This is a genomic window from Cohnella hongkongensis (assembly GCF_042654645.1).
Lineage (GTDB): Bacteria > Bacillota > Bacilli > Paenibacillales > Paenibacillaceae > Cohnella > Cohnella hongkongensis.
In genome coordinates, this window is sequence record NZ_JBHSEP010000010.1 from 56,110 (window position 1) to 78,735 (window position 22,626).

Sequence of the window (22,626 nt, forward strand, 5' to 3'; positions counted from 1 at the left end):
TCTACTTTCTGTTCCGATCTCTACTATATAGGTTGAACTAGCGATCGCAGGAGTCCGTTGCTTTCCGAAAGGGAGGGTTTGCCGGCTTTGGCGGAGGGAACACAACCTCCACCCTCAGGCCTCCGAGTGCCCCGCGCGAGAGCCTCAGCCCGGCTTTCTCTCCGAAGCGAAGCCGCAAGCGGCGGTGCACGTTGCCGAGGCCCGTCGTTTCCCCGCTCTGACCGGCCGTCTGCAGCTTGCGCCGCAGCGCCTCCAGAGCGGCGTCGCCGAGCCCCGTTCCGTTGTCCTCGACCGCGATAACCGCCTCCTCCTCCGACAGGAAGAACGCGACTTCCAGCAGCCCGCCTTCGGCCCGTTTTTCCAAAGCGTGCACGAACGCGTTCTCGATGACCGGTTGAAGAGTCAGCCTCGGAACGGACATCCGCGCCAGCTCCTCCGGCACGTCCGCGAAACGCACGGAAATCCGGTCGTGGAACCGGAATAATTGGATGTCCGTATACGTCCGCGCATGAACGAACTCGTCCCGCACGGTTACCTCCTCGGCGCCGTCGCGCGTAATGAAGCGGTAATATTCGCCCAAATACTTCGAGAACTGAGCGACGTTGTCGTTCTCCCCGAATTTCGCCATCCGGTAGATCGTAAAAAAGCTGTTGTAAAGAAAGTGCGGGTTGATCTGGGATTGCAGCTGCTTCAGCTCTGCGGTCTGGGTCCGGTATTTCTGCTCGTACACCTCGTATACGAGCTCCTGCAGCTTGCGGATCGTCTGGTTGAAATGGCGGTACAAATAAGCGAATTCGTCCTTGCTGCTTCGCTCGATCGAGACGGCGAAGTTGCCGTTGCCCACCTGGCGGAAAGCGACGATCAATTTGCGCAGAGGATGATGGACAAGCCGGTAAACGACGTAGGATACGACGGCGATAATCAGAAGGGAGACGAGGGAGACGTAGCGGATGCGGTCGCGGTTCGCCTTGAGCTTGCCCAGCACCTCCTTCTCCGGAACGAGCACGGCGAACGTCGCGCCCAGAAACGCCGAGCGTTCGCTGTAATGAAGGTAGTCGCCTTGTGCGGTGCGCAGCGTCTCGACGCCGGTCGGCCCGGCGCCTCCGGCGGCGTCCGCCGCCCGCAGCAGGCTCTCGCGCTCCTCCCCGCTTCCGTCCGAAGCGATTCGCCAGCCGTCCTCGGAGCCAAGCAGCGCGGCGATGCCGACGCCGTTGTACTTGAATCGGTCCATGGCCGCCGCCAGGCGCTCCCGGTCAAGCTCGATCGTCAGCACGAAGGACGGAATCGCCACGCCGAACAGATAGGAGTTGGAATAGCAAATATAAAGACGCCCCTTCTCCTCGATCACCGCCGCGGCGGAAGGCCGGACGAACCGCTCCAGCGATTCCCGCTCGGAGGCCGTGATGTCGCGGTACGTCTGGTTGGCCGTAATCACCGTGCCCAGATCGGGCAGGTAGGCGCTCGTATCGGCAATATATTGGCTCATCGACTTGAGCTGGATGAGCTGGCGCTGAATCGCCAGCACAGCTTGCCGCTTCTCTTCGTTGGTCATAATTTCGGAAGCGTTGGAGAGCGTATCGAGCTCCGTGGAAGCCGACAGCTGCTGCTGGAACTTGATGACCTGCGACAGCTCGGCCTCGAGGCTGCTCAAATAATAATGCGCCTGCGAGCGCACGGACTCGGCGACGCCGTCCCGCACGCCCGTCGCGTCGGAGCGATTGATCTGCAGCACGATCAAATAAAAAGGAAGAACCGCCACGAGCAAAGTGACGACCATTTTCGTGTAGATGGAGCGGAAGAGGGAGCCGAGAGGCAAGCGAATTTCCCCTTTCTGGTGGTGTGCGTCAGCTTTCTCTGTATTCTTGGGGGGACTTGCCGGTCAATCTTTTGAACAGGCGGGCGAAATACGAGGGGGATTCCAGCCCGACGGCGACGGTAATCTCCTGAATTTTCATATCGGTGGAGCGCAGCAGCTCCTTGGCTTTCCGGATTCTTCGGTCCGTTACGTAATCCGAGAGCCCGATCCCCGTAAGCTGCTTGTACAACCGCGACAAATAAGCGGGATTCAAGTACACGGCTTGCCCAAGCCGGTTCAGCGACAAATCCTCGTCCAGATGCCGGGCGACGAACTCCTCGACCTTGCCGACGATCTCCAGGCCCCGGTCGACCTGCCTTCTTCTCCGATGGGCGAACAATTCGGCGGCCGTCTCCCGAAAAAAGGCGATCGTATCCTCCCAGGACGGAAACGCGTCGTATCTCGTCAATCTGTGCAGCCGATCCGGATCTTCCGAAATTTCCTGCAGGCCGCTGCGATTAAGGTGGGACAGAAGAAGGCTTGAAATTCGGTTAAACGCTTCGAGAGACAGCGCCGGCGGCACCCGGCTGCGGTCCGCGGCGTTCAGGAGACGAACGAGACCGCGATCGAACTCGTCCGCCTTGCCGTTCTCCAGATGCGCCTCCAGAAATACGAACCGCTTCAGCTCGGCGCGCAGCTCCTCCGCCCGGCGCTCGTCCATCCCGGTCCCGTCCCCGCTGCCCAGATAGGAGATTTCCTCGCCGATGCCCGCCCCCTGGTGCAGCAGATCGCGAAGCCGGTCGTACACCCGGCCGATGTCCGCCCATTCGAACAGGCCGCTGCAGGCAAAGGAGAAGCGCAAGCTCAGAAATCGGACCGCGGCCTGCTGAATCCGGTCGAGGCTAAGCTGCAGCTCGGCGTCGACTCCGTCTTCGCCCATAGGCTGAATGAGCCAGAGAAGCGCCGCTCCGTCCAGGGAAAGCGACAGAGTGGCGCAGGAGGGGGGGAGAAGCTCCCCCGCGATATTCTGGAGCGCATAGAGCAGCAGCGTGCGGTCGGAAGGGCGGTCGATGCCTTCCCACGAATCCGCTCTCCCGAACAGCATATATACCGGCGCCGCTTCCGAGAAAGGAATGTCCAGTTCCTCGAAGCGGGCCTTCAGGCCCGCCGGGGCAAACGGCTCGCCAAGCAGCAGATTGCCGACGTACTCCCGCTGAGCCAGCGGCTGCAGCTGCTTCATCTTCGACTTCGCCTCCGCGACGAACCGCTCGACGTCCAACTCCTCGTGAAGGTCGGCGATCGCCTTGCGGACGGCCGATACGATATCCTCGTCTCCTTCCATTTTCAGCACATAGTCCGCTCCGCCCTTGCGCAGCACCTCCTGAACGTACCCGAAGTCGCTGTAGCCCGTCAGGAACACGACCTTGCATCGCTTCCAACGCTCGCGAACCCGGTCGAACAGCTCCAGCCCCGTCATCTCGGGCATGCGGATATCGGTCAGAACGATGTCGATACGGCTTCGTTCCATGATTTTAAGCGCTTGAATGCCCGAGTTGGCGCGGTATACTTCCAAGTCCGGAATGCCGGCCGTATGAAAAAGCTCCGTCAGGCCGTCCAGGATAATCGCCTCGTCGTCGACGATGAGCAGGTTGATCAAGATGCGTTTCCTCCTTCGTTACAGCTCCACCCGATAGACGTGAGATCCCGCTCCCGTTGCCGAGAAGCGGATAAATCCGTCGGCGTCCGCGGTGAACGCGCCCCATGCCGCGCCGTCCCGCTTCACCTGATACGCAGTTCCGGGCGCCAGGCTTCCGACTTGGAGCTTCTTCGCTCCGGACGACGAATCGATCGTTATGGCCGTCTCGGTCGCGGACGCGTATACGGACGCTTCCGCCCCGTCGTATGTCAGCTTCTCGACCTTCATCCAGCCGAGAGCGGAAGGCCGGCGAGGCGCGACGGACAGCCCGTCCTTATCCGTATCGATGCCAAGGAAGCCATAGAGGAACGCAAGCGGGACCAGCGCCGATTCGGTAAACTCGGCGTCGATGCCGATGCCTCCCGCCGATCCGTCACCCTGCATCCCGATGCCGCGGATGCCATAGTAGGACCGGTAGCCGCCCTCCTCCTGCGCTTCCTCGTAATGCTCCAGAATCGCCGCAAATCGGCTCCACGCATCGTCGGCGGACTTGTATTTCAACCGGGCCATTACATCGTAAAAGCTGACGTACATGATAGCTCCGCCGTCCTGGACCTGCGAGCCGAACGGATAGCTGTCGGACTGCGCCCAGATGATGTTGTACCATTCGCCATTGCGCTTCGTCGAAGCTCTGGCCGCGAATTTGGGCGCATAGATGTCCGCGCCTGTCGACGTATCCCCCGCGACCGTGCGCGCGCCGTCCAGCCACGAGAAAATGCTCGCCGCCCGGGCCGGGTCGGCCAATCCTTGGGCCAGCGCCTCGAGATTGACGAACGTGTACCCGTAATCGTGCATCTCCCCGTTGACGTCGACGCTCGGCACGTATCTGCCGGTCGCCGCGTTCCAGAACGCGGAGGTGCTTCCGGTCACCGTAGCTGCCACGTCCGCCGCCTTCGCGCTTAACGACGCCGAATCTTCGCCGTACGGTGCGCTTGCGATCGACCAGCCGGGATTGTCCTCGATCAGCTTCTCGATCTGCGCCATCGTTTTCAACGCTTCATAGTAGTAAATGGTATCATAGAAATCCTTGTGTCCGATCGGCAAAATGTCCCAGTAATTCGAACCTACGCCCTTCCCGTGAACGTAGCGGTCGGCGACGCTCGGCTGGGTCATATCCACGCCGCTCGTTCCTTCGTGGCCGACCCACGGGATCGTCAAATAATGATTCGAGCCGGAATCGAACTCCGTCCGCAGAAACCGCAGGGCGGCTCGCATGCGGTCGATGTTGCCTTGCAGGAACGCGACATCGCTCGGATTCCACAGGAACAGCTCCGCGCTTCCCAGCACGAAAGCGGTGTTCGTCTGAACGTGCCGGGTATCGTATTCTCCCGCCACCCTCTCCAGCTGGACCAGGCCGCCAGGCTGCCCGCTGTCCGCCGGATCGATCCGGTACTGCTTGATCGTGCCGGTCCAGTGCGGATTTTTGTACATCGGAATTTGGTAGCCCCTGCTCGCTCCCGTCGTATCGACGGTAAAGGCGACGCTTTTCGCTTCGTTCCAGGTCGGATCGGCGTCCGTCGTAAAATAAATTTTGCCTGACGGATCGGCGTTCGTGCTGCTCATCTGCAAGTAAAGATACGGCATACGGGAAGCCGGGGTGTTCTGCACGGGCGACACGACGAAAGGATCGGCGCCCGACGTCTGCAGCACCCATCGGCCGCCGGAAATCGCATGGGAGGCAACGTTCGTCGTCCATCCCGAGACGCTTGTCCCGAACGCATACTTGCGCACAGCGGGATCGTCGGGACTTGACGTCGACGGGAACGGCCAGCCGACGAGGCTCGTCCCCTCGCTCCACCAGTTGGTCGGGTTCAGGACGTAGACGTAGCCGTCGTCCGTCATTCGCACGTCGTTGAGCAGATGCTCCCGAAGCACCTCGTTGTAATCGGCTCCGTATTTCCCCTTGTTAAGTCCGGTATTCATCCAGGCCGTCGTCATCGCGTCCCACTGCATCCAATTCGTCTGCGGATTGCCGTCGACGGGGCTCGGGCCGAACTTCAGCGTGTACAGCGTTTTGAACATCCGGTTCACCGTCTCCGAGGTCGCCGCGTCGGACGACGAGAACACCGGAAGGTCGGGCAGCACCTTGCCCGGCGTATACGTAATCCGCGCCTTGAAGTCGCCGTAGGCGGAAGCGACCGCTCCGTCGATGTAGGGCGTGCCGGGGAAAAAGTTGTTGCCCGACGTCTGCCAGACGCCGACCCCGTTCGTTCCTTCGCTCAGCACCCACAAGTAATCGCCGGCGGGCTGCTCGGGAACGTCCAGAGCGAGCCAGGCATTGTCCGTAAAGTCGACGAACGTCTTCCGGGCGATCGGAGCGCCCGCAACCGTCGTCGCGTAGTCCGTGTTCCAGGCATGAAGGGAAAGCGTCAGACTGCCTTGATCGTCGCCGTAGCTCGGCGTATTCGTCTCAATTCTCGTAAACGGCCACACCGCCTGGAATCTCTCTCCGGCGGAGCCCGCTCCCGAGATCGGCAAGTCGCGGATCGTCGTATCGACGTGGCTGTACATCTCCTGCGGCTCCGTGCCGTATTCTCCGTAGTACAGGCGAGCCTGGTAGTCTCCTGACGTCTCGTTCCCGTTAAAGTACGCCGTCGCCGGATAACCGCTGTCCGTCAGCTTCCAGACGCCAACCCAGCCCGAAGCGTCGGATAGCGTCCAGACGTATTGGCCGGCGGGCTTCTCCGAAAATTGAATGCGAAGCCAAGCGTTGTCCGCGAAATCCGTAAATGTTTTGCTGACGAGCGGCGTTCCTCCGACCGAGGTTGTGTAGTCGGTATTCCAGGCATACAGCTTCAGCGTCAAGCTGCCGTCGTTGTCCGAGTAGCTCGGCGCTCGAACCGCCAGGCTGTAAAACTGGTCGTAAGCCGTAAAGCGCGAACCCGCCGTATCGAACGCGCCGATCGTCACGTCCTGGTAGGCGTTCCCGTCGTACAGATACGGGTCCCCGTCCGCGTAATAAATCCGGCCTTCATAATCGCCGGATGTCGGAGTCCCGTTCCAGAACGCCTCAGCCGGATTTGCGCTGTCCGTCAGCTTCCAGACGCCGACCCAGCCGATCGCTTCGGACAGCGTCCAGACGTATTGGCCGGCCGGCTGCTCGGGAAAGCTCAGACGCAGCCACTCGTTATCTTCGTAGTCGACGAAAGTCCGGCTCGCGACCGGAGCGGCCGCGACTGTCGTCGCGTAATCCGAGTTCCAGGCATACAGCTTCATCGTCAAGCTTCCGACGTTGTCCCCGTAGCTCGGCGCCCGCACGGCGACGCTGTAGAACGGGCCGCTCGCCGCGAACTTCTGGGCCGCTTCGTCTCCTGCCCCGATCGTTTCCGCAGCGTAGTGGATGCCATCGTAATGCCGAACCGGCGCCGACGCGGCAGAGGCTGACGGCGCGCCCCCGGCAGCCGCCCATGTTCCGAGCAGAAGCGCCAACGCTAGGACGAACGCAATCCGTTTTCTTATAACCATTCAGCTTCCCCCCTGATCGTTCGTGCGAACCGGCCTCGCCGTCCGCCCGCATCCGGAATGCGCTTACATATCGATTGACGCGTCTTCCGGTTTCCTTCCTCCATTGTAGCTTGGCTTCTCGGCACGAGACAGGCTAAAACTTCTACTTTCTGTTCCGATCTCTACTTCCTGCTTCGAATTCGCCGCGGCCCGCTACGTCCGATATGCGACGCAGTAGCGTACGGCCGCGATGTTCATGCCGCTTTCCCACGGTCTGCACCTTGTATTGAAGGGGCGACCCGCGTCGTAATATTCCACCCATGCATCCGTCGAATCGGCGATGCTCACGACGTGCGCCAGAACCGCTTCGGCGCCGGGATGCCGCATACGGGTCAGCCCGTACAGCAGCAAGCTTTCGTCATATCCGACGAAATAGGAAGACCCCGGAACGGTAGGCAAATAGCCGTGCCGCCGGAATAGATCGTAAGCTCTGCGAAGCTCCTCCGCCTTCTCCTCTTCCGTCAGCACCCCGGCATGCACGAAGGAGGGCAGCAGTCCCGCGGATTGAACCGCGATCGTTTGGGGCTCGACTGCCCCGAGCGGCGGTTCGTTCACCAGGCAGGCCGGGCAGACGTAACGGCCCGCGGCCGTTCTTCGCGTCCATTTCAACACATGAATGCCGCGCGGGTGACAGCTTTCGCAGACGCCGTGACGGTAAGCCGGCAGCTTCGCCGTCGCCGCCCTTTCGGGCGCATTGGCGTAGAAGCGTCCGTCCTTCCGGAAGCGCGTTCGGAAGACCTCCTCCGTTCGCTCCAGCACGTTCTCGCAAGCCGCGGCGCGCTCTTCGTTCCATAAGCCGCGGCCGACCGCGAACGGCAGCAGCCTTCTGCCGGCTTCCAGAAACAGCAGCGTCGCCTCCATAGAGCCGTCGTTCAGGGACGTGCGGGGCAGGAAGCCTCCCGCGACGTAGGTCTCGTCTCCGTTAAAGGGCAGCATGCCGTCGTGCAAATGAGGCAATTGGACGTGCCAGCAGTCGTCGAGCATCGGGAACAGCGACGCGACGTAATCCCAGTCTCCCGTCGCCTCCCCTTAATCGAAAGCCTGCAAGATCATATAGGCGGTGATCTCTACGTCGTCGTTCTCGTGAACATGGCGGGCGCGATCGTGCCCCATGCTCTCCGCGTTGCGAATCCCGCCAAGCCTTGTCCATTTCCCGTAGCGGAAAGCCAGATTTCTTCCGGCTTCCTCGTACAGGCCGAGGGAGAGCAGGCCCCTCGACGCGCCGTATTGATCCCGCACGTAGGCCAGCGCGTAGTTGTGGCCGGCCATGATGCCGCCGTCCCGCGACTGCTGCGCGGCAATCAGGAAAGCGACGCTCTCGGACAGCTCGTCGACGCGCTTCCTCATTCCTTCCCCGATGCGCTCGCCGTATTCTAGCGGAGCGATGCGCGAGGAGAACCGGCGATCCGCTTCCTCGGCTTCCGCTTTCAGCCGCTCGTAGCCGAACTCCAGCATTGCGCGGGCATGCCCCTCGGCTTCCGGATAGGAGGGGCCTCCGACCAGCGCAAAATACGATTCTCCCGCGGGCACCGCGATGGCGACCTTCCCCGAACCCGATTCGAACTCGATCCGAGCTTCCTGTCCCCAGAAGACTGCGGCAAGAAACGTCTCCTCGCCCATCGGATAACGGTAGATGCGGGCCGTGTCGGGCGCCTTCACGAGAATCGACTGGACGGCCGCCTCTGCGGAAGCCAAGTCCTCGCTGCCCGGATAGCCTTCGTAATCTTCCCCGAGCGCCAGCTCGAGACGCAAAGGCTCGTCGGCATGCAGCCGGCATAGATAGGCCGGCAGCTCGCTTGCGACGAAAGCTTCGGCCAAGGCGACTTCACGGCCCGCTTCGTTCCGATATTTATGCCGCCAGCGGTTCGTGCCTCTGTCCCGGCGCGATTCGTAGCCAGGCTCCGCGCCGTCGGCAAGCGTCCATTTTCCGCGCAGCATCGACGGCGAGCTATACGGAGGCCCGTAAACCTCGGCGATGTCGTTCCCGCGCCCGTAGACGAGAAACCGTCCGTTGCCTAACGCATGAATCGCGCCGTCGTCGTTCTTTTTCCACATCGGCCTCGCTCCTTCAATATCCGTCCCTCTTCGTCCAATCTACACCGTCATGCCGCATGGGGGAATTCCATATTTTGCGATTCGTCTCAGCTTTCTTGTCGATTTTGCTTAACGGCAGGTATACTGTGTACAAAACAAGCGATGCGAGCCGGGAGGTTCCGAGATGTTTCAGATTCCGTTCGAGCACCGGGAGTACCCCCTCTTCGCCGACGATGCGCAGCCGCTTCTCGTGTATGCCGGACAAATCGGCGACGAGCCGGACTGGGCGTTCGAAAGCCACAAACACGACCACTTCACCGAAATCGTCTACATCAGCGACGGCGAAGGGGATTTTCGGATCAACGACCGGTCGTACCGTGCGCGCAAGGGGGATCTCCTGATCTATCACCCGGGCGTGCTGCACGAGGAGGCGTCCGATCCGGCGCGGCCGCTGCGCACTTATTTCTGCGCCGTGAGCGGGCTAAATCTCGCCGGCGCGAAACCGGGATGGCTGCTGCCCGAACAGGCGGAGCCCGTTATCCGGTCCGAAAGCTGCGGGCCTCAAATCGAACAATGCTTCTCCGTGCTGCTGAACGAGCTCCGGGCCCAGACGTGGGGACACGAAATGATCTGCCAGCATATGCTTAACTGCATTCTGATCCTGATTCTAAGAATCGCGGACGACCACGGCTCCTCAAGCGTCGGCAGCTCGTCGCTTACGATCGGAGCGAAGGCCAAAGCCTTCATCGACCTGAACTATACGCGCGATCTGCCCTTATCCGAAATCGCGAGCCGGCTCTATCTCAGCCCCCACTATTTATCCCACGTTTTCAAAGAAGAGACCGGCAACTCCCCGATCAATTATTTGATCCAAAGAAGAATCGGGGAGGCCAAGACGCTGCTGCTGACCACGTCTCTGACCGTACAGGAAATCGCCGGCCGGATCGGATACGAGAACGCGAACTACTTCAGCATGGCATTTAAGAGGGTGACGGGGCTTACGCCCAGCGAGTTCCGTAAAACGACCAAAAAATAAGGCCGATGCAGGAACGATTAACGGTCGCCGTTCGGCCTCATAACCAGCTTCCTTTAAGGTTCCAGCCATCTGTGCTTCATCAGAAAATCGCGAGAAGTCTTCGTAACTTCTGCAAATTGTCGACTTGGCACATCCGTTCTAGACTTCACGATTATTGTATTTTTCATTTCCAAATTAGAGAAGCACACGGCCGCCTGAACCACTCTTGCGCATTCTACGGGCGGATGCTCGTCTTGCTTCCAAGCTTCTCCGAGATGCGCGCCAACGTTGCGGCGATGCCCGACTCGTACGGGGTCCTCTCGCTCCCGTATTCCGGCAAGGAAGCGGCGAAGGCAGAATCGCCTTGCCTGTAGCGATTCAGAATGTCCTTCGCTCTCGGCTCACGCCATTCCAGCAGCTTCAGCTTCCATCCGCCGATCCGCTCCGCGCTCGGTACTGCATGAACGGCCGAGCCGGCGATGCCGATCAACTCCGAAGCGCTGATCGCCGGACCGCCGCGAAGCCGCCAAGCGGCTGCGTCCGCGCTTTCCCGCATGGCCAGCTCCGCCGCGTCACGGGCGGCGTCGTCCGCGTACAGGTATTCGCGTTTGACGGAAGGGGGGCCGACGTACTTGGCCGTTTTGCCTTGCGCGATTCTTTTCAGCGTATAATGAACGATCGTATTCGATACGTTCGGCCCGTACAGCTCCGGGCAAAGCAGCCGAAGATGCCTCTTGCCGGACAGCAAATCCTCGTTCTCGCCATCGGGACGATAGATTCCTTCGAGCAGCACGACCTTGGCTCCCGTCCGTTCGGATACCCGATGGACGGCTTCGAGCCGTTCCCGCACTCGATCGGGATGCTCGTCGTACGTTAAATAGACGCCGATGAAGATTGCGTCGACTCCCGCCGCCGCGGTCAGCAGCGATTGCGGGTTCCTCCCGTCCCCAAGCGCCGTCCGCAGCCGCGAAGTTCCGGAGTACGCTTCCTCAAGCGCCGTTAATCTGCGGCGTGACCCGGAGAAGGCGACGACCTCGGCGCCGGCTTCGATCAAGCTCCCGGTCAACGCTCTGCCCATGCCCTTGCCCGCTCTTAACACCATTGCTTTTTTCACCTTTATTCGCTCCCGTCGTATTGGTTTTTTAGAGATCGGGCAAGTTGCCCGACTTGGTTCCTACCCGGTATGAAGTCGTGATTCCTTCGCAGTTGAGCATCAGGCTCATCCCCATCGACGCTTAGTTAGGGATTGATTAGTAACAAGCCGTTTTTATTAGTGATTGATCAATTACAATTCTGCATGATTCTGTCGTTCCGATGCTGCAGCGCTCTAACCGTAATCGCGATCCCCTCTTCGAAGGAAGTCGCCGGTGCAGGACCAATCTGCCGCGCGTATTTGTCCCCGCTTAAGACAAGCGGCTCTTCCGTTAAGTAAAGCATCTCGACGACTTCCTTCATGACCGGCAGGCCCATTCCGAGCAAGGACAGACCGACTTTGCCGAGCGGGACGACCGGCTTGGCGCTTCCGCTGGCTTGACGGGCGATGCGCACGATCTCTCGGCCTGAAATTAGACCTGCTCCCGGAATATGCCAATTCTCCCCGTAGGCATCGTCCCTCGACGCCAGCTCCGCGATCATAAACGCCGCGTCCGGCAAATATACGAACTCCCGGGGAACGCGCATGTTGCCGATGAAAAACGCCGTCCTGCCAGCCGCGATCGCTTCGAGCGTGGAGCCCAGATAAGACGCCTCGTTCGCGGTAGGCCCGTAGTAGTCCGGCAAGCGAACGATCATGACCCGCGCCCGGCTCCACCGGTCGCCGAACAGCATTTTCTCGTAGGCGAGCCGGATCTGGCCCTTCCTCGTATGAGGCTGTTTCGGATGCTCCTCTGTCGCGCGGGCCATTCGTCTTCTTCCATACGGATAGATTCCGTCGATCGCGACGACCTTCAAGCTCAGCCGGTCTGCGGCTTCCATGACCGATTCTCCCAGCGGAATCAGCCTGCTCACCATCTCGTGATACGGCACGTTCGCGCAATGGAACAGTACGTCGGCGCCTTCAGCCGCTGCGGCAATCTCCTCCGGACGGAACGCATCGCCTTCCGCGACCGTCAGGCAGTCGGGGCGCTTCAGATTTGCGCGAAGCTGCTCCAGCTTCTTGGCGGATCTTCCGAAGGCCACCGTCCGAATTCCCCGCTTGACCAGCTCTTCCGTAATCGCCGCTCCCGTTCCCCCGGTCGCGCCGACGACTATCGCGTTTTGCATCCCAATCGCTCCAATCTGATTTGTGATTGATCAATTACTAACTCTGAATTCACTATAACACCTCAGTGAGTGATCAGTCAATAACTAGTGATCAATCACTCACTACGCATTGAGAAGGGATCCCTCCCCCCCCCCCCCAAAAAAACATTCCTGTAGGGGCTAAAATACGGCCTTGGACAAAAACAGGAGCGCCTCGTATGATAGGGGTGTGAAGGGGCAGGAACCCTACACCTACCAGGAGGCGCCTACAATGAAGTTTAGTCGAAACGAGAAGACGAATCAACGGATTGATCGCATGACCTCGCAGCATGCCGTGATCGGGGTCGACATTGCCAAGGATACGCATGTGGCGCAAATCGCCGATTTTCGCGGACGAACGCTGACCCTGCACCCGCTCACTTTTCCCAATACGGAGGCCGGATTCAACCGGCTCTCCAGTGGATCCAGAAGGTCGGCGGCGAGAACGGCAAGACGTCGTTTCTTGTCGGCATGGAGCCAACGGGCCACTACTGGCACAATCTCGCAGACTGGCTGCTGGGGCAAGGGATTGAGGTCGTGTTGGTCAACCCGATGGCGACGCACCGCAACAAGGAAAACCGCGACAACAGCCCGTCCAAAAACGACGCGAAGGATGCCGTCATCATCGCCGAATTAGTCTGCCGCGGGTGTTACACCGAGTATGCGCCACAAGCGCCTATATTCGACCAAATCAAGGCGGTGATGGGGATGCGCGAATTCTGGGTGGAGCAGTCCACTAGCGTGGGCAATCGCATCGTACGCTGGATCGATCTCTACTTCCCCGAGTTCCGAAGTGTGTTCAAGGAGTGGGGTGGTGTCCGGGCGCTCGCCACGCTGAAAGCCTTTGCGCTGCCGGCTACGTTGTCAGGTTAAGCCGTTGTCGTATGCGATCGACAGCATACGGTCGATGGTATGCGACCGATCGTATGCGATCGACGGCGCGCATCCTGCCGGTGACGTCTAACGGTTGTAGTGGCGCTTAATTGATCGTTTTCCCGAAAAAGGAAAAGCTAACGGTTGCCACCGCGCTTATTTTGGAGGTATCCAGCGAAACGGCGCGTTTTCAGGTGAAATAGCGGCGACTGCAACCGTTACAATCTCCATGTTGCCAGAATGGCACAATTAGCGGCGCTGGCAACCGTTACGTTAGTGGGCTGGCGGGGGCTCGCAGGGTTGGCGTGTGTTGGCCTGGACTGGCGGGGGTTAGCGGAGTGCGTAGGTTGGCCTGGACTGGCGTGGTAATTGGCGCGGTAGTTGGCGCGCGTTGGCATAGGTTGGCGTGGTGGTTGGCGCGAGCTGGCATAGGTTGGCGTGGATTGGCACGAGTTGGCCTTGTTCGCGATGACCGTCGGGGCTCCGCCGACAACTGGGACGATTCCTGCAAGGCCGCTTGTTGACCGTTTGTTTAACCTGACAACATTGATCCCTCCCCCCTCATAGGTCCTTCAGCTCCGGCATCGCCAGGGCGACGGATACGTTGCAGAGCATCCCCCGGGCGAGAAAAAGCATCGTCCGTTCTTCGGCGTTCGGGATGCCGGCCGCCCCGAATGCGTCCAGCACGATGCGGCGGACTTCGGCGAATCCTCTGCGCATCACTTCCCGAATCGATTCTTCCCTGATCGTCTGGGCTTGCATCTGCAAAAGAATTTCGTTTTGATACGTGTTCAGAATGTCCTCGTACGCCTGGATCAGGTCGGGCTCCAGCCGTTCCGGCGAAGTCGTATCCACAACCTTGCGGAAGGAATCGATCAATCGCGTCCACGAGACCTCCAGCGCCGTCAGCAGCAGCTCTTCCTTCGTCGAGAAAAAACGGAATACGTACGGCTGCGATATTTTGGCGCGTTTCGCGACCTGAGCCGTCGTTGCCCGAAAATATCCGATCTCCGCGAACACCTCGATCGCCGCCGAAATAATGTCCGCTTTGCGATTCACCGAGACGGTTTCAGTGTCTGCCATAGAGTCTCGCCCTCTCATCGGTTAGTGATTCATCAATTAATACTCTATATTATAGCCACTACGCCAAACCCGCGCAATGCGGCGTGTTCGAAGGCATAACAGAACGAGATTGTTCTTCTTGATGCGAGGGTCGGAGGCCATGCCAACCTTCAAGGCTTGAAATAGTCGTGCAGCTTATCCCGGAAATAGAGATACCCCGTCTCGTACAACCGGCGGTATTCCCGATGGCGGGACGGCTCGGGATACAGCGTCTCGTCCGCGTCGGCGGCGGATCGAACCGATCGGATCGCCTCGCCGACGCCTTCGTACAGCCCCCCGGCGACGCCCGCCAGCATCGCGGCGCCGAGCAGCGTCGCCTCCTGGCAGCGAGGAAGGCTGAACACGCTGCCCGTCACCTGCGCCTTAATCCGAATCCAGAACCGGTTTTTCGCTCCGCCGCCGACCGTCGTCACGCGGTCGATCGTTTGGCCGGACACGCGCTCTCCCGTTCGGCGGATCGATTCGAACTCGTAGGCGGTCCCTTCCAGAACCGCTTTCAGCAGCGTCGCCCGCGTGTGCTCTGCGCCCAGACCGATGATCGCCCCCCGGACATTCGGATTCGGAAGGGGCGCTCCGCTCCCCGACAAATACGGGAAGATCAGCAAGCCGGTAGGCGCGTCGTCCGCCCCCGCCAGCATGTCCGCGATCTGCTCGTAGGACAGCCGGGGATCGTTAAGCATCCCGCGCAGCCATTCGACCGACCCTCCCGAGGACGGAATTCCGCCCATCCAGAAGCTTCTGCCGTCAACGACATGCCTGCCGTAAGAGAGACTCGACCGGTATTCCCGCTCCCCGACTTCGAACGCTCCGAAGATGCCGACGAGCGTCTCCGCCGTTCCCATCGAGTTGTAGACGTCGCCGGGCTCGGTCGCGCCGACGGCCAGCGCCGCGCACACATGGTCGTGTCCGGCGATCGCCACAGGGACGCCCGCTGCGATGCCGATTCGCGCCGCGGCTTCCCGGGAGAGAAAGCCCGTCGCCCGGTTCTGCGCCTGCACTTGCGGAAACACGGACTCGGAAAGCCCGAATTGCTTCATCAGATCCGGGTCCCAAGCCATTCTGCGCAGATCGTACGCGTACGTCCGGGCCGCAAGCGTATAGTGGGTGGACAAGCTCCCGGTCAGGCGGTAGGCGATGTAGTCCGCGGCATGGAGCCAGACGGAGCCGTTGAGCGCTGCAGGCCGATGCTCTTGCAGCCAGAGCAGCTTCGGCAGCCCGTGCTTGTAGCTGACGCGCAGCCCGCACATGCGGAACCGTTCCGCTTCGTCGACTTCCTTGGCGATCCGCTCCGCCTGGCTTGTCGTGCGCCGGTCGTGCCAGGGGATAAATTCGGAGCGGACCTCTCCCGTTTTTCCGTCGACGAGCAGGCCGCTCTCCGCCATACTGGCTACGCCGATCGCGCCGACGCTTCCGCGAGGGAGCTTTTCCGCTAGCTCCTCGAGCATCTCCGCCACCGCTTCCCACATCCTAGCCGGATCGAAGACCGCCGAGCCTTCCCCGTCCAAGGACACGGCGGTCGGCCTGACGGACAGCCGGACAACGCGGCCGCTGCGGTCGAACAAGCCCGCCTTGCAATGGGTCGTGCCGATATCGATGCCCATGATGAACATGCCCGTTCCCTTCCTTTCCTCGCCTCGACGGCCGACGCTTTTACCGATAGAAAATTTCGATCGCCGTCTCCGCCTCGGCCTCCCGGCAGTCGATGACGTACAGCGACTCGTGCGCTCCCCGCGTCCATTGCGCGCGCCGGCCGTTCACCGTCGCCGAGACCGGCGCCTCGTCCGCGACGAAGGCGAAGCTGCCGCCTTCCTTGAGCGTCACCAGCGTCCTGCCGTCCCCGTGCCAGCAGCCGATGACGGCGTCGAAGCACACCGCCTTATCGATCAAGCCGAGCGGAGTCGCTCCCGGCCGCTTCGGAATCAGCGCGTACAGCGCGGCTTCGCGCGGGCCGAGCTTCAGCTCGGTCCGCTCCTCCCTGCCCAAGCCGATCAACTTCCCGCTGACGTACTCGTACGCCCAGAACTCGTCGCCCTCGATGCCGGGAACATCGCCCGGGCCGAAGTCACCGACAACCTCCTCGTCGTCCCGATAGACGTGGAAGGCGGCCACTACGCCCGCCCGTCCGAGGCGGTTCCAGATTTTCAACGGGACGGGCTCCGCCAGCGGATTTCTCGTCAAGACGTCCTCCGTCGGCAGACCGGGCTGCCCGCAGCGGATGATTTTGCCGTTCCGATAGACAAGCGGCCAGATGCTGCGGCCGTCGGTCCGGCCGGGCTTGTCGCTGAAGTACACCGGGCCCCCGCTGACCGCGCGCAGAAGCATATGCTGCAGCGCTTCGTCGTGCCGCGTCCAGTACATATCCCAGTCCCCCCAATAGAACGGGCCGTGGTAATACGAATTGTACGCGTTCTGCAGGGCATGCTCCTTAAAGCCGCCCGCGGCGTCCGGCACGAAATCGTCGCTCGTGCGGGACACCGAGGACGCCGGCCGGTGCCAGACGTTCTCCGGAGCCATCCCCATGCAGTTGATGACGCATCCTTGAAAATGAAGCCCGATCGACGCCTCCAGGGCGGTATGCGCCGCGCATGCGGCCGCTCCGATCGGCGCTTGATCGCGGTAGAAGCTGGCGATGGCGCTCTGGCTGTCCACCTTGACGAAGTCGACGCCTTGACGCTTCAAGTAAGCATGCCAGCCGCTCCAGAAGCCGAACGCCGGCGGCGCCTCCGGCTCGGGAACCCAGGCGCCTCCGCTTGCGCGGCGCAAGCTCGCCCCGTGCCGCGCGAACAACTCGCCCTCCGGATCGACGCCTCCCCAATAGCCCGCGATCGTATGCCATACCCCGACCCAGCGCACTCCGTGCTTCCTTTTCAGCTTGCGCACGGTCTCGGCCAGCCCGCCGGGAAACTTGTCCGGAGCCGCGTCATAGGAGCGAAGGCGCTTGTCGCCGGTAACGTCCGACCAGCCGTCGTCGATCATGATCCATTTCGCCGGGATGCCCGCTTCGTGGAGCTCGCCGGCTTTGTTCAGCAGACTCTCGGCGTTCACCTGGTGGTAGAACGCATCCCAGCTGCACCAGCCGAGGTACTCCAGCGTCTCCGGATACGTCTTCCCGCTTCTCGGCCGACCGGCGGCGCCGGATGCCCGCAAGCCGTACTGCGCGTTGCGCTCCGCGAGACGGAACGGATCGCTGCCCCGGCTCATCACCCACGCGAGCGTCTCGCAATCCGGGAAGCCGCCTTGCCCCGCCGACAGGGCGGCTTCCGCGCCGTCCTTCACGCCGCGCAGCTCCGTCCGATAGACGGCTCCGCAAGCGGGAAGCAGATGGGTGTATGCGCCGCGGGACCGCCAGAGCAGCGACAGCGTCCGGGCAGGAAGCCGGCTCCAGTCGGTCGGGAAAAAGGGCCTCGTCCACCACGTCTTGTGCCGGTAGTTGGCCATCGCTCCCTCCGCGTCCGGAAAGTCCCGGATGCGGATCGCGATCCCGTTCTCGGGCGCGAACGACACGAGGTCGCGGAACAGCTCCCGATTGCGGATGCCCGCCCTTACAAAGACGGCGGCAGCTTCCTCCTCCGCCTTCAGCGACAGGCTCGCGAACACGAATCCCTCCGCGTCTTCGAACTCCGCCCGGCAGGGGGCGACCGACCTCGGAAGCAGACGCAGCTCTCTCCCGTCGTCCAGCCGGACGAGCGGCTCGAGCCCCTGCATCAGCGGCTGCCCTCCGGCGGCCAGATCGACCGCTTCCCCGCGCGCCATGAAGTGAAATCCCGCTTCCCCTTTCATTGCCGCATCATCCTCCCGTATGCATGAATGCGTCCATTGCGACGGACAGGCTCGCCAGGTCGCCGACGCTCTCCCCCAGCTCGGCGGGGACGATCTCGCACGCGCGCAGCGCGCCCGGCAGCGCTTCCCGCTCCAGCACCTCGAGCGCGTACGGCTCAAGCAGCTCGCGCTGGCGGCCGTAGATGCTGCCGATCACAATTCGCTCCGGATTCAGAATGTCCACCAACAGAGCCAGCGCTTGGCCCAGCTTCCTTCCGGCGACCCGATAGATGTCCAGCGCTGCGGGATCTCCGGCGCGCGCCGCTTCGCCGACGCTGCGGGCGGAAATCTGCGGCAGCTGCTCGAGCGAGGAGCAGAACGCCGTCGGGCGACCCTCCCGCAGGCTCGCCTCCGCGACGCTTCTGGCGAAAGCCGCGATCCCGCCCCCGCTGCAGAAGCCTTCGAAGGATCCCGCTTTGCCGTAGCCGACCGGACCGTCAGGCTCCAGCCTCACATGCCCGACCTCGCCCGCCATGTCGCTAGTTCCCGAATACAGCTTGCCGTCGAGAATCAAGCCGGCTCCCATTCCGGTTCCGAACGTCAGGAAAATCATGTTCCGGCAGCCTCTGCCCGCGCCCCACTTCCATTCGGCGAGCGCGCATGCGTTGGCGTCGTTCTGCAAGCCGACAGGCGACCGGAACGCCGCCTTCAGCGGGGCGACGGCGTCGACCCGATCCCAGTGCGGCAGATTGGGCGGCGACAAAATCCAGCCTCTGCGGCTGTCCAGCGGGCTTCCGCAGCTGACGCCGACGGCATCGAAGCCGGTCAGTCCAAGCTCCCCTCGCAGAGACTCCAGCCCCTTCGCGAACGATCGCACGGCCGCTTCCGGACTTTCCGGCGTCGGATAGCTTCGCTTGCCCAGCACGTCGACCCGATCTCCGGTCGCCCTGCCGACGACGAGGGCGCATTTGGTCCCTCCGATATCTACTCCGCCTAATATCGTCACGGGCCGAAAAACTCCTCCTCCAGCATGATGCATAGCGTATGATAGATCGGCAGATGCCTCTCCTGCACGTCGGGAGTGCGGTCCGCCGGAGCGCAGATTGCGACGTCGCACAGCGCCTTCATGCGTCCGCCCGTCCGCCCCGTCAATCCGATCGTTCGAAGCCCCATCGCCCGAGCTACCTCAAGCGCCCGAAGCACGTTGGCCGAATCGCCGGACGTGCTGATCGCCAGCAGCGCGTCCCCGGGCCTGCCGTAACCGAACACCTGCTGGGCGAACGCCATATCGGCCGCCGCGTCGTTGGCGTAGGCCGTCATGAAGGCGGAGTGGCCGACGAGCGAGATCGCCGGGAGAGCGCCTTGAAGATGGCCGATTAAATACGCCGGATCCGACGCGCCGGAGCGCGCGATCCGGTCCCGGACCGTCTGCCCGACCGGACGTTCGGACAGAAAGCCCTTCATCAGTTCGCCGACGATATGCTCGCAATCGGACGCGCTGCCGCCGTTGCCGCACAGCAGCAGCTTGCCCTCGCCCCGGAAGCAGTCCCGCAGCGCCTCGTAGGCGAGGACGATGTCCCGTTCGCACGCCTGAAGCTCGGGATACCGGGCGATCGTCCGGGTCAGCGCGCTCACGGCGATTCGCCTCCCCGCATCGGACAGACGATGACATTCACGCCGAATTTCTCGATCTCTTTAATCGTATCCCCGTCGGTCAGATCGCTCGTAATCAGCATGTCCACGTCCTGGAAGCTGCTGAACGCGACGAGGCCCTGCCTCATGAACTTGCTGTGATCGGCGAGAATGACGATTCGCTGACCGGAGGCGACCATCGCCCGCTTGATCTCCGCCTCATAGATGTCCGAGCTCGTAAAGCCTTTTCTGAGCGAGATGCCCGACACGCCGAGAAACGCATAATGAGCGTTGTACTTGTGCAATTCGATTTCCGCTTGCGGGCCGACCAGACTCATCGATTTCTTGATCAGCTTTCCTCCCAGCAGGAAGATGGCCGCGTCCTCGTTATGGCTGCATTCCTCCGCGACGTTAATGCCGTTCGTCACGACCATCAGATTCGGAACGCCGCGAAGCAGGGAGGCCATGCACCAGGTCGTCGAACCGGAATCGAGAATAATGATCTGCTGCTCCTGCACGAGCTCCGCGGCTTTTTTGGCGATTGCCATCTTCTCCTCGTAATGTTGAAGCTTCCGCTGCTGGACAGGCGGCGTGGAGATGTTCTCGATTTCCTCGGTCAGAATCGCTCCGCCGTAGTTTTTTTTGATCAATCCTTCCCGCTCCAGCTGATTCAGGTCTCTCCGTATCGTTTCCTCCGACACGTTGAACTCCCGAACGAGATCGGACACCTTCACGCTGCGGGACTCGAACAGCCTTTCCTTGATTTTGTTGCGCCTCTGAATGACGATCACGCCGTTTCCTCCTAGTGTGTTCGGGCTTCGCCCGACGTGTAAGATTTGCCGTCTTCTATGTCTCCTGCAGGTGGGCGAACGCCGTCTCGAAGAAGTCCGGCCGGCCGAAGCTTCCCGATTTCAGAACCAGAAGCTTCGGCCGGTCGCCCAGCGAGACGCAAGAAGGCAAACCCGGTTCGATCTCCTTCCATATCCGCATTCCGTCAATGCCCATGAGCCCGCATACGGCGGCCGAGGTTTCGCCTCCGGCAACGAGCAGTCTCGGCTGTCCGGTCCGCTCCGTAATTCGCGCCGCCGCCTCCGCGACGGCCGACGAGACGGCCCGGGAGACTTCCTCCGCGGTCAAGCCCGCCCGCCTCCCGGCCCGCTGCGTCTCCTCCACCCGCCCCGCCCGGTTCGACGTGTGAAGAAGAACGTTCTCCCCGGCCAGCATACGTTCCGAAGCCGCCTCCGCCAGCCGGATCACCATCTCGGACCGCTCCTTCTCGTCCAATGCCGCCAGCGAGTCGAGCTCGAACGACCGTACCCCCCGCCGCTTCGAGTATTCGATTTGGGCCGCCGTCTGCGGCATGAGGCTTCCCGCCGCGCACAGCATGCCGACGCCCGGCAATCTCGGCACCGGAAGCCGCTCCGCGGCCGCCCGCAGGCGGGCGGAACCCGCCATGCGGGCGGCCAGCTCCTCCGCCAGCGCCGAGCTGCCGCAGAGGACGGCCTCGTCGCGGACCGCTTCGGCGATGACCGCCAGATCGGCCTGGTGCCGGACGTCGAGAAGGACATACTCGCAGACGCTGCGCATCTCTGCAATGCGGCGACGCAGCGCTTCCGGGCCCGCCTCGATCTCCGGATAGAACAGATTGCCCACCCTTCTCCGCGTCTGGCCCCGCAGAATCGCCGCCAGCTCGGACTGCGTCATCGGGTGCACGGGATCGCGGCGGAACTCCGACGCCTCCAGCGGCTTGCCGTGCACGTAATGAACGCCGTCGATCGTCGTCCTGCCGTTCTTCGGGAAGCCGAGCACGACAACCGCGAAGCCGATCCGCAGCGTATCCAGCATGGCGTCGAATTCGCGGCCGACGTTCCCCCGGAAGACGGAACACGTTTTATTCACCCATTGGCGGACGCCGGCCTCGCGGAGCTTGCCGGTCGCTTCCGCGACTTTGCGGTAAGCCTCGTCTCCGGAATCCAGACGCGAGTTCGTGTCGAGAATGACGACGTCGGGCTTGTCGCCGAGGCGGCCGAGCCGAGCCGCGGAGAACGCCTCGGAAGCGTAGATGTGCGTCAGCAGTCCGAACTTGGCGAACATGACGCCGATATCGTTCGCTCCGGTAATGTCGTCCGCGACGACGCCGATCATTCCGGCCACCTCCTTCGCGGCCGGTAGCCCGAATGCGCCAGAAAATGCGAGACGGTCCGGCCGTCCAGCTCCTTCGGCTTCAGGCCCGCCCCCCTGGCGGCGATCAGCATGCGGCAAGCCGTCTCCAGCGTATGCAGCGCCATTCTCGCTTCCTTCAGACTCGTATCGTAGACGAGAACGCCGTGATTCTCGAGCAGCAAGACATTGGCTTTGTCCGCCTTCTCTCCTACGGCTTTCCCGAGTTCCGCCGAGCCGGGATGGGCGTACGGAACTCTCTCGATCCTTTCCAGATAATACATCGATTCCACGAACCAGCCCGAAGGGATAGCTATATCCGTGCATGCGACCAGCGTGCTGTAAAAAGGAGAGGCGTGAAGCACGGCCTGAACGTCCGGCCTCTTCGCGTATACGGCGCCGTGCATCGGCCATTCCTTGGACGGCTTGCACCCGGACGGCTCGACCGCTCCCGCGGACAGAGCACATTCGACCAGCTCTTCGTCGCGCAGCTCGCCGAGATCTGTGCCGCTGGCCGTTATCCAGTACCGGTCCGGTCCCGCTCTGACGCTGACGTTGCCCGCATTCCCCCACGTCAAGCCGTTCTCCGTCATATAAGCGCCGACAGCCCGCAGCTGCTCCCGCGCCTCGCGGCTATTTGGCATCTCTTCTCACCTCTTGTCGCTCTGTCTCGGGGCTCCTCCTGCTTGCAAAAAAATGGTTAATTCTACTCAATTCGCGAGAAGGTCCCCCATTCCTTTTTCTCGCCGCTCCGCA

General features: G+C 61.9%; 17 protein-coding genes. 2 read left to right on the forward strand and 15 right to left on the reverse strand.

Going from position 1 to position 22,626, the window contains the following annotated elements:
• Window positions 1–37 precede the first annotated feature (37 nt).
• The 5 genes from ACFO3S_RS14730 to ACFO3S_RS14750 all read right to left on the reverse strand — a co-directional run bounded on the left by ACFO3S_RS14730 (window position 38) and on the right by ACFO3S_RS14750 (window position 9,050).
• Window positions 38–1,816 carry a sensor histidine kinase gene (locus ACFO3S_RS14730; RefSeq protein ID WP_378097424.1) on the reverse strand — a complete coding sequence of 593 codons (1,779 nt, stop codon included), beginning with the start codon at window positions 1,814–1,816 and terminating at the stop codon, window positions 38–40.
• Window positions 1,817–1,844: 28 nt separating this feature from the next.
• The gene (locus ACFO3S_RS14735) at window positions 1,845–3,452 is read right to left on the reverse strand and encodes a response regulator (RefSeq protein WP_378097427.1); all 1,608 of its coding nucleotides are present in this window, start codon (window positions 3,450–3,452) and stop codon (window positions 1,845–1,847) included.
• An 18-nt stretch (window positions 3,453–3,470) separates the two neighbouring features.
• Entirely contained in the window at window positions 3,471–6,956 is a 3,486-nt protein-coding gene (locus ACFO3S_RS14740; RefSeq protein ID WP_378097430.1) for a hypothetical protein, read from the reverse strand.
• 192 nt (window positions 6,957–7,148) lie between these two features.
• Complete coding sequence (locus tag ACFO3S_RS14745) at window positions 7,149–7,952, reverse strand: hypothetical protein (protein WP_378097433.1); 804 nt, start codon at window positions 7,950–7,952, stop codon at window positions 7,149–7,151.
• Window positions 7,953–8,024: 72 nt separating this feature from the next.
• Window positions 8,025–9,050: a hypothetical protein gene (locus tag ACFO3S_RS14750; protein WP_378097436.1), complete on the reverse strand. Its 1,026-nt coding sequence runs from the start codon at window positions 9,048–9,050 to the stop codon at window positions 8,025–8,027.
• A 163-nt stretch (window positions 9,051–9,213) separates the two neighbouring features.
• On the opposite strand from ACFO3S_RS14750, the gene ACFO3S_RS14755 reads away from it, so the two are divergent.
• Window positions 9,214–10,065 carry a helix-turn-helix transcriptional regulator gene (locus ACFO3S_RS14755; RefSeq protein WP_378097438.1) on the forward strand — a complete coding sequence of 284 codons (852 nt, stop codon included), beginning with the start codon at window positions 9,214–9,216 and terminating at the stop codon, window positions 10,063–10,065.
• A 214-nt stretch (window positions 10,066–10,279) separates the two neighbouring features.
• Here ACFO3S_RS14755 and ACFO3S_RS14760 read toward each other — a convergent pair whose 3' ends face one another.
• Window positions 10,280–11,158, reverse strand: coding sequence for a Rossmann-fold NAD(P)-binding domain-containing protein (locus ACFO3S_RS14760; protein ID WP_378097441.1), 879 nt, complete (start codon window positions 11,156–11,158; stop codon window positions 10,280–10,282).
• 167 nt (window positions 11,159–11,325) lie between these two features.
• A complete protein-coding gene (locus tag ACFO3S_RS14765) occupies window positions 11,326–12,306 on the reverse strand; it encodes an SDR family NAD(P)-dependent oxidoreductase (protein WP_378097444.1) in 981 nt (326 codons plus the stop codon).
• 489 nt (window positions 12,307–12,795) lie between these two features.
• Here ACFO3S_RS14765 and ACFO3S_RS14770 point away from each other — a divergent pair, with 489 nt between their 5' ends.
• The gene (locus ACFO3S_RS14770) at window positions 12,796–13,197 is read left to right on the forward strand and encodes an IS110 family transposase (RefSeq protein ID WP_378097447.1); all 402 of its coding nucleotides are present in this window, start codon (window positions 12,796–12,798) and stop codon (window positions 13,195–13,197) included.
• 561 nt (window positions 13,198–13,758) lie between these two features.
• On the opposite strand, the gene ACFO3S_RS14775 is transcribed toward ACFO3S_RS14770, so the two are convergent.
• The 8 genes from ACFO3S_RS14775 to ACFO3S_RS14810 all read right to left on the reverse strand — a co-directional run bounded on the left by ACFO3S_RS14775 (window position 13,759) and on the right by ACFO3S_RS14810 (window position 22,514).
• On the reverse strand, window positions 13,759–14,280 hold the full coding sequence (locus tag ACFO3S_RS14775; protein WP_378097450.1) for a TetR/AcrR family transcriptional regulator: 522 nt from the start codon (window positions 14,278–14,280) through the stop codon (window positions 13,759–13,761).
• Window positions 14,281–14,429: 149 nt separating this feature from the next.
• The gene (locus tag ACFO3S_RS14780) at window positions 14,430–15,929 is read right to left on the reverse strand and encodes an FGGY-family carbohydrate kinase (RefSeq protein WP_378097452.1); all 1,500 of its coding nucleotides are present in this window, start codon (window positions 15,927–15,929) and stop codon (window positions 14,430–14,432) included.
• A gap of 40 nt (window positions 15,930–15,969) precedes the next feature.
• Complete coding sequence (locus ACFO3S_RS14785) at window positions 15,970–18,099, reverse strand: Sip1-related alpha-galactosidase (protein WP_378097455.1); 2,130 nt, start codon at window positions 18,097–18,099, stop codon at window positions 15,970–15,972.
• 7 nt (window positions 18,100–18,106) lie between these two features.
• Window positions 18,107–19,084: an ROK family protein gene (locus ACFO3S_RS14790; RefSeq protein ID WP_378097458.1), complete on the reverse strand. Its 978-nt coding sequence runs from the start codon at window positions 19,082–19,084 to the stop codon at window positions 18,107–18,109.
• Window positions 19,081–19,713: a D-sedoheptulose-7-phosphate isomerase gene (locus ACFO3S_RS14795; RefSeq protein WP_378097461.1), complete on the reverse strand. Its 633-nt coding sequence runs from the start codon at window positions 19,711–19,713 to the stop codon at window positions 19,081–19,083. Before ACFO3S_RS14795 ends, ACFO3S_RS14790 begins: the two co-directional genes overlap by 4 nt.
• Window positions 19,710–20,501 carry a DeoR/GlpR family DNA-binding transcription regulator gene (locus ACFO3S_RS14800; protein WP_378097464.1) on the reverse strand — a complete coding sequence of 264 codons (792 nt, stop codon included), beginning with the start codon at window positions 20,499–20,501 and terminating at the stop codon, window positions 19,710–19,712. The genes ACFO3S_RS14795 and ACFO3S_RS14800 overlap by 4 nt, the downstream gene beginning before the upstream one ends.
• 55 nt (window positions 20,502–20,556) lie before the next feature.
• Complete coding sequence (locus ACFO3S_RS14805) at window positions 20,557–21,855, reverse strand: four-carbon acid sugar kinase family protein (protein WP_378097467.1); 1,299 nt, start codon at window positions 21,853–21,855, stop codon at window positions 20,557–20,559.
• The gene (locus ACFO3S_RS14810; protein ID WP_378097470.1) at window positions 21,852–22,514 is read right to left on the reverse strand and encodes a class II aldolase/adducin family protein; all 663 of its coding nucleotides are present in this window, start codon (window positions 22,512–22,514) and stop codon (window positions 21,852–21,854) included. Before ACFO3S_RS14810 ends, ACFO3S_RS14805 begins: the two co-directional genes overlap by 4 nt.
• Window positions 22,515–22,626: the final 112 nt, after the last annotated feature.